The 7,954-nt window shown below is 38.5% G+C and carries 10 protein-coding genes; 8 read left to right on the top strand and 2 right to left on the bottom strand.

From position 1 onward, the window contains the following. Positions 1-88 precede the first annotated feature (88 nt). Positions 89-463, bottom strand: coding sequence for a response regulator (locus tag AC29Z1_RS08775; RefSeq protein ID WP_488271081.1), 375 nt, complete (start codon positions 461-463; stop codon positions 89-91). Positions 464-813: 350 nt separating this feature from the next. On the opposite strand from AC29Z1_RS08775, the gene AC29Z1_RS08780 reads away from it, so the two are divergent. From AC29Z1_RS08780 to AC29Z1_RS08815, 8 genes are all read left to right on the top strand, one after another. Further along, positions 814-1,617, top strand: coding sequence for an STAS domain-containing protein (locus AC29Z1_RS08780; protein WP_488271082.1), 804 nt, complete (start codon positions 814-816; stop codon positions 1,615-1,617). Continuing rightward, entirely contained in the window at positions 1,614-2,000 is a 387-nt protein-coding gene (locus AC29Z1_RS08785; protein WP_488271083.1) for an STAS domain-containing protein, read from the top strand. The genes AC29Z1_RS08780 and AC29Z1_RS08785 overlap by 4 nt, the downstream gene beginning before the upstream one ends. Further along, entirely contained in the window at positions 1,990-2,382 is a 393-nt protein-coding gene (locus AC29Z1_RS08790; protein WP_488271084.1) for an ATP-binding protein, read from the top strand. Before AC29Z1_RS08785 ends, AC29Z1_RS08790 begins: the two co-directional genes overlap by 11 nt. A 65-nt stretch (positions 2,383-2,447) precedes the next feature. Beyond that, positions 2,448-3,377 carry a SpoIIE family protein phosphatase gene (locus tag AC29Z1_RS08795; protein WP_488271085.1) on the top strand — a complete coding sequence of 310 codons (930 nt, stop codon included), beginning with the start codon at positions 2,448-2,450 and terminating at the stop codon, positions 3,375-3,377. Beyond that, entirely contained in the window at positions 3,374-4,339 is a 966-nt protein-coding gene (locus AC29Z1_RS08800; RefSeq protein WP_488271086.1) for a sensor histidine kinase, read from the top strand. Before AC29Z1_RS08795 ends, AC29Z1_RS08800 begins: the two co-directional genes overlap by 4 nt. Further along, entirely contained in the window at positions 4,336-5,658 is a 1,323-nt protein-coding gene (locus AC29Z1_RS08805; RefSeq protein ID WP_488271087.1) for an Hpt domain-containing protein, read from the top strand. The genes AC29Z1_RS08800 and AC29Z1_RS08805 overlap by 4 nt, the downstream gene beginning before the upstream one ends. Positions 5,659-5,662: 4 nt before the next feature. After that, the gene (locus AC29Z1_RS08810) at positions 5,663-6,079 is read left to right on the top strand and encodes a response regulator (protein WP_488271088.1); all 417 of its coding nucleotides are present in this window, start codon (positions 5,663-5,665) and stop codon (positions 6,077-6,079) included. A 21-nt stretch (positions 6,080-6,100) separates the two neighbouring features. Further along, on the top strand, positions 6,101-6,457 hold the full coding sequence (locus AC29Z1_RS08815; RefSeq protein WP_488271089.1) for a response regulator: 357 nt from the start codon (positions 6,101-6,103) through the stop codon (positions 6,455-6,457). Between the two features lie 142 nt (positions 6,458-6,599). On the opposite strand, the gene AC29Z1_RS08820 is transcribed toward AC29Z1_RS08815, so the two are convergent. Then, positions 6,600-7,954 (bottom strand): PAS domain-containing sensor histidine kinase (locus AC29Z1_RS08820; protein ID WP_488271090.1); only part of this gene is annotated, 1,355 nt, incomplete at its 5' end.

Raw genomic sequence — 7,954 nt, forward strand, 5'->3', positions numbered from 1 at the left:
CCTGGACTCTATCATCTCCGACAAAAGGCTTCCTGCCTGGCCAATGCCCACATTCATAAACTCCTGAAAAGCATCTTTTTGCAGCTCATTAAGCATAATTGCACCACTTTCTGGCTTGCTCAGCAACATATAATGCTTTTTCTCGATTAAAAGGTTTAGACACAAAATCCATTGCGCCCAGACCAATAACTTCTTCTTTTACACTTTTTTGAATATCGGCTGAGACAATAATAACCAGCGATTTATGTTGGTGCGCTTTAATGCGACCAAGCAATTCGAAACCATTTACAACAGGCATAAGTAAATCTAGTAATACTAAATCTGGCTTTATATCACAGTAGCGACAATATCCATCTTGGCCATTTTTCTCAATATATATCTCAGCTTCAGGAACCACTTCTTGCATAAGATTTGCCATAATTCTTTGAGCCAAAATTGAATCATCTACAATTAAAATTTTCATATAAACCCTCTCCCTTTAGCTGTGCACCTGTTTATACTATTTTATTTTTAGATAGAAAGGCATTTTTTAATTTATGCAAAAAATATGCCAACGTATTTACACTAAGATTGCCTATTTTTTCATTACAAATATATGATTAAGAATTATCGTAAGCACATTGTGTCGCATTTTGCTACACAATGTGTTGTTTGTTATGTATTTTCTTTCACCACCACTATCATTTCCATCACGCTGGATAATACAATCTATTCTTCAATATCCAGTTACAGAATGTAAAAATTGGCATAATTCTTGCAGTTATTTTTAAAATAAGTAACTCTTTATGATATGTATAGCTAGGAGGGTTCATTTTGGATTATACAGATGTTGCAGCAACATCGTCAGAAGACAATATCCGAAAAATATATCAAGGTTGGTTAAATAATGTAGTCAAGACCCGCTGGCTAACCAACAACAACATTACATCCGAAGAATGTGAGCATCTGGGAATTGAATTAATTACAGGATTTATGGCTTCTGTTGCTAATAAAGGGTTAGTTACAGGTTTACTTAAAACTCTGACTGATATCTCCCGGCGAGGTGCGCAAGCAGGCTTAACACCGTCTGAAACATCTATATTTGTAATGGCACTTAGACCATATCTATCCAGTATATGCGGGAATAATTGCAACGCCGAAGAAACTCATCTTCTCTTAGATCAAGCAGCACTCTATATGTTTGAAGTGTTTGCAGAAAGCCGTGAACAACTTATCGTACAACAACAACATGACATGTGGGAACTGTCCGCTCCGATCATCGAACTATGGGAAGGCATCTTAGCAATTCCTATTGTTGGGACGTTTGACAGTAAACGTTCTCAACAGATAACAGAACACTTGTTGAATTACATTGTAGAAAAAAAAGTCTCTGTAGCCATCTTTGATATTACCGGTGTAACCATGGTGGATACCCTTGTGGCCAATCATATTATAAAAACAGCATCAGCCGTAAAACTCTTGGGTGCAACCATGATTATTACTGGTATCAGTCCAGAGGTAGCCCAAACCATTGTCCACCTCGGCATCGATCTGAGCGGAATAGTTACTCGGGCCATTATGGCCGATGGCCTAGAACTTGCGTTTCAAATCCTTGGTAAAAAAGTAATATCCGTATGACAGCATACGCTATTTTTAGAATTCAACAGGTTCCAGTAGTTGTTTTGAAAGGAGATTTGGATGACCTGTCGATAAAAGATGCTCAGCAAGCTATTCTTACAGAAATGGCCCGATTTCGCTCGCCTGGTCTTATTCTTGATATTTCCCAGTTGGTTACTGTTGACTCCTATACTGTGCGTGTTCTGACAGACCTAGCATCCATAGCCAAACTTTTAGGTTCCAATAATATTTTTTTAGTTGGACTCAGACCTGACGTTGCATTGACAATGGTGGAAATGGGTCTCAATTTTGTCGGGATTAAAACAGCAGCATCAGTTGACTTAGCTCTAAAATATCTTGGAATTACGAGTTCATCAAACTCAGGATCTCATTATGCGAATTGATATAAACAATGAGGAGGATGTTGTTGTCGCCCGGCTGACTGCCCGCAAGGCTGCTGTGACTGCAGGCTTTTCGCTGGTAGACCAAACCCGCATTACTACTGCTGTCAGTGAGCTAGCAAGAAATATCGTGCTATATGCCGGCTATGGCTGGATGGAATATGCCGAAGTTTCCAATAGCAAATACACCAAAGGCTTGCAGTTTGTATTTACCGATATTGGACCTGGTATTAAGGACATAACATTAGCACTGACTCCAGGTTATTCAACAGGTCGAGGCCTAGGCTTAGGCTTGAGTGGTACTCGCCGCCTAATGGACGAATTCACCATTACTTCGAAACTCGGAGAAGGAACTATTGTTAAAATAACCAAATGGCGAAAGTGAGGGATAGATTTATAGTAGTAGTAAAACCATTAAACGAGTTCAATATAATTATCGCGCGATGCGTAATGCTTAATTACTGTAGCTGTGTATTTTACGGCTTAAAAAAGGCACAATTAGCACTGATTACTACAGAATTAGCCAAAATTTTATACCGATATACCCGCTGCTATTCTGGCAGCCACATTACGTACCTTATCTGCCCGGATAATGCAATAGATCTTGCTGTCATAAACGCTGGTCATCCTGATCTTCAAAATGCTATAAAAACCCTCGGTAATGGCTACCAAACCGACAGCAATCTGAGTGGCAGACTAGGTACCATCCTGCGGTTGTCAGACAGCTTTTCGCCAAAACTCAGTGACCAAAATACAACTCTAAAACTAACCAAATATTCGAAAAAATACGGTCACCCTTTCCTAGATATCTGCGTCCAATCACGCCCACATCCCAGATCCCAAGTAAATGGTGACGGATTTTATATTTTCGAAGCCAACGACTGGAGCATGGTTGGGGTTTTTGATGCTCTTGGCCATGGCACCGCAGCTTTTGAAACTGCAAAAATACTAAAACACTGTCTTGAGGAATTTCGCAACCTGCCACTTCCCCAGTTAATTCAACTATGCCATAAACGTATGGTATCAACCCGGGGTGCTGTTATTTTTTTGGCTATTATCAATAGGCGCACAGCTACGTTACATTACTTTTCGTTAGGTAATGTTGAAGGTCGTTTATTTTCGGGTAATTTCTATAAAAAACTATTGAATCAAAACGGCACCCTTGGTATTAAATTACCGCCTATACAGATTGCCACCCTCCCCTGGCAATGTAATAGTGTTTTAACAATTACTACAGACGGTATTCGTCCGGAATGGGATCTTCCAGTGTCAGCCCACCTGCATTCAAAACCTGTATGCCAATTTGCTTTAGAAATTTTAACAACCTGGGGACGAGAAAATGATGACGCTACAATTATGATAGTCAGGAACCGATCATGATCAAACAACTTACTGATGAACTTTTTACGATTATATATAACCTGTTTGGCACTATCTACCGCCTACAAAAAGATAATGCCAATCTTTTGAACGAACTCTCTTTAACTAACCAGGGCATTATCACCCTGATGGAAGAACTATCGCCCCAGGATGGATGCAGTGATAACAAATCGTTAAGCAAAACGTTGGAAGACAGATTACAATACAACCGTGAATTAATAAACCGACTCAAACAAAAAGAAGAAGAATTAAAACACGCTGACAGACTTGCCACGATTGGCCGGATGATAGCTGGTATAGCCCATGAAATCAACAATCCTTTAACTTTCATTAAAATTAACGCCGAAATACTCTCTCGTCATCTACAGACTCAGGAGGAAACGATTCAGCGCCCACTTAACGCCATCCATCAAGGAGTTGACCGGATTACCAATATCGTAAGCAATTTAAAACGTTTTTCACGGCAAGAACAAAAAGAAAAGACTTCCTTCAATTTAAGTCAGTGTATTGATACCGCTTGGGCTCTAATTGCCAGTGACCAACATTTCGTTAAAAACATTACCCTAATCCGCGATATTGCGCCAAATATTTCTCTTTACGGTAACAAACAACAAATCGAACAAGTATTTATTAACTTACTGCAAAATGGGATTAACGCCATCCATAAAAGCGGAAAAAAATTAGGCTTGATCAAAATAACTGCCAATCAACCTGAATCTAGAAACTGGGTATCCATCACCATAACCGATAATGGCTGTGGTATATCACCTGCTGATATGCCTTTAATTTTTGAACCGTTTTTCTCAAAAACCGCTGGCGGAACTGGTCTAGGATTATCAGTTGTCCACGGTATTATCACAGAACATAATGGAAAAATTAGCGCATCAAGTGTTATTGATCAAGGCTCTACCTTTGAAATTTCTCTGCCATCACAGCAAAAGCAGGAAGGTGATCCATCGTGAATATAGATCCACAAGAACAAGAATTAATGGCTATCTTTTTTGCAGAATCAGAAGAAATGCTCTTTCATGCCGAAACAATACTATTAGCAGAAGAACAATCCGAAAACGTAACCAAAGCCGTTAATGCCGTATTTCGTGCTGTCCATAGTATTAAAGGCGGAGCTCAGTCTTTAGGGTTTGACATGTTAGCCGAAACAGCCCACAAAGGCGAAGATTTTCTTGAACCGTTGAGGGCACAGACCAAATTGGTTGATGCCAACACATTTAATTTAATGCTTCAATTTATCGACATATTAAAATATCAATTAGATGCCTATAAAGCTGGCTCTCCCCCGAGTGCGGAAGATTCTCGGATAGCTTCTTTTTTTAATAACCTAACCCTTTCTTTGCCATCTTCTATGAAAAAAAATGAGAATGATGAACTAAGTACGGTCTACTTGTCGGCAACAATAGCCGACTCAGCATTAATGCCTAAAGCTCAGTTCACTTTACTTATTGAGGTCCTAAAACAATTCGGCCAAATCATTTATGAACATTTTTCGACAAAAAATAATAGTTTATCTGTTATTTTACTGACAAATGCCCCTATCAGCCAGCTTGAAAAAAACATCAAAAATATAGGCGATATTGTTAATATTAAACTATCTGATCTCAGCCACCAGCAGACGAAAGTCAACACACCTGTACTACAGGAAATCGAGCAGTTCAATACCCTTATCTTTAAATTGCAAAACAATTTACTTTCTCATTCTGGAAGACAATCTACTTTTGATAAGGTGGAAGCACTGTCACGCTGGGGAATAAAAGATAGTGCCTCTTTGGAATGGCTACCTGGAGGATTTTCTGCCTGGTCCCGCTTTTCCGCTTTACTGTATGATGCGGTAAACATGGAACTACAGCACAAAGACGATAAACAAGCTATTGTTTCCCGACGCATTGTTCAAATGATATGGGAAACTGTTTTTTCTGCTTTGTGCAACCGTACCTATTTTGTCTTTATTACTATTTCTGATCTTGTTAGTAACTGGAACTCACACCTAAATTCTTTACTCGCTAATTCAGAAACCATAAAAATTGTTTTAATTGATTTAAGCAAAGCCCCGGTGTTAGAAACAAACATTTTGAAAAAGTTTATTAATCTGCGCACCACGTTAGCGCCTCATGGGATTTCAGTTTTTGCCATTTCCGATGGTCCCTACACCCGTCGCCATTTAAATGTTCTGGAAGCAACCGGCAGCCTAGTGGGTGGTATTCCCCTATTTTCCTCCCCCTACCAAGCCGTAATGCATCCTACTACCCAATTACACTATGGAGGTTAGCAATATGTCACCTAAATTAAAATTACTGATCGTTGATGATGAAGAAGAATTGGCTGTAGCTTTAAGCCAATTACTGCAGTTAGAAGGTTATGATGTTGATTATACAACATCCCCGATCAAAGCTTTGGATATGATTCGGCACCAAAAATACCACATTATTTTTTCTGATATCGTAATGCCTGAAATGGATGGCTTAGAACTAATAGTCCAGATCAAAAACTATGACCCGTTGGCACAAATCATAATGATGACAGGCTACTCTACCATGGAAAAAACCATGCGTTCCATGGAAGCTGGTGCATGTGATTATTTATTGAAACCGTTCCCCGACTTAACCGAAGTTCTCGAAGCCGTTAAAATTGCTGAAATCAAGCTAAACCGCTGGTGGAAAAGCATGCGCGGTAATATGAGTGTTAGATAAATTCTAAGGAAGTGATTATTTATGAGTAAACGAGTTTTAGTTGTGGATGATACCCTCTTCATGCGGGTGAAACTAAAATCTTTGTTACAAAATTGCGGTTGTCAAATCGTCGGCGAGGCTGGCACTGGTCAGGAAGCCATTGAGCAGTTCAAATTACTCAAACCAGATATTACGACAATGGATATTACTATGCCAGAAATGGACGGAATCACTGCCCTCCGGCAAATAAAAGCCATTGACCCCAATGCTGTTGTTGTTATGATTTCAGCCTTAGGTCAAGAAAATAATGTTATCGAAGCAATTAAGGCCGGAGCACGCCACTTTATTATCAAACCATTTGAGGATAATAAAGTCAAAGAAGTTATTGCCAACCTATAGCCAGATAAGGCTCTATTCAGAAATCATCCTCTCTTTCCTTTATTAAAATGATTATAAAAAGCTGTTAACAGTTTATACAATACAAAAAGCAGACATGGCGGATAGTAATTATTACTATCCGCCATGTCTGCTTTTTGTATCATTAGTGGCAAGGCGGTAACTCAATTTTAAAAACAGCTCCGCCCTCCGGTTTATTATTAACGCTAATTCTGCCATTCATGGATTCAACAATGGACTTTACAATCGACAAGCCTAACCCCATATTTTTACAACTAGACTTAGTGGTAAATAAGGGTTCAAAAATAAGGTCCATAGTCTCTTGATCTAAACCAGGACCATTATCGCTGAATTCGATAGTTACATAATCTTTAAAATAGGTAGCAACGACTATCTCTTTAGGGCCATTTATCTTATAATCCTCTAATACTTGCACAGCATTGCTTGTCAGGTTAAAGATGATTTGTTCGATATGAATTTGATTGCCATACACTTGCGGTAAATTAGATCCATATTCTTTTTTTAAACGGATACCTTGACACCAGGTATGACGAAAAACAGTGTTAATCGCTGCATCTACGGCTTCATTGATCGATAGTGGTATTTGAGCTGAAACATCTTTACGCATAAAATCCTTAATGTTATTAATAATCGCATATACACGTTCTACCTGCCTAGAAATCTCGCCAATTTCCTCCATGATCTCAGCAATACCCGCTGCATTTTCGGTAAAATGGCCTTTCTTATACAAATACTGCAGACTGCTTGCTGACATTTTTATCGAGTTAAGGGGTTGGCTAATTTCATGGGCGAAACTACCAGCCATAACCCCTAATGCAACTATTTCTTGCAATTTTTTTAATTTGTAACCCACTTCCCTATCTTTTTCCATTGCCAAAAATCTTGCGCTAATATCACGAACAATACAAAAAAACAGCTTTTGATTATTATCGTAAAAAGAATGCAGATTAATCTCAACCGGTATTTGCTTTCCATCTTTGGTAAGATAAGCAGCTTTAAAAACTGCCTGAATTTTATCACCTATTCTTGAATTTTTTACAAAATGAATAATGCCATCTTTATTCTGGGGTAAAATTATGTCTAATAGCGACATCTGGAGTAATTCTTCTTTATAGTAACCAAGTCGTTTGCAAGCAACATCGTTTACCTCTAACAATTTGCTCACACATCCATCCGAATCTGAAGAAAAAACAAAGATGGCTTCATCAATAGTATTAAACAATACCTGATACTTTTCTTCTGTCGCTCTGACCATATCCATTTGAAGCTTTAGTTCGCTATGTAAAGTCGCCAACTTAATAGTCTGACTAGCTACTTGCTCCTCTAATTGCTTATTATGACATTGTAAGTAACCTTCTCGTTCTTTTATAGCTAAAGACATAGTATTAACACTTAAACATAACTTTTTGAATTCTACTGGACAATCTTTATACTGACTATCCCTAATTTGATACCCATATCTTCCATGGCTGATCTGGC

The sequence above is a fragment of the Sporomusa sp. genome, assembly GCF_057736855.1.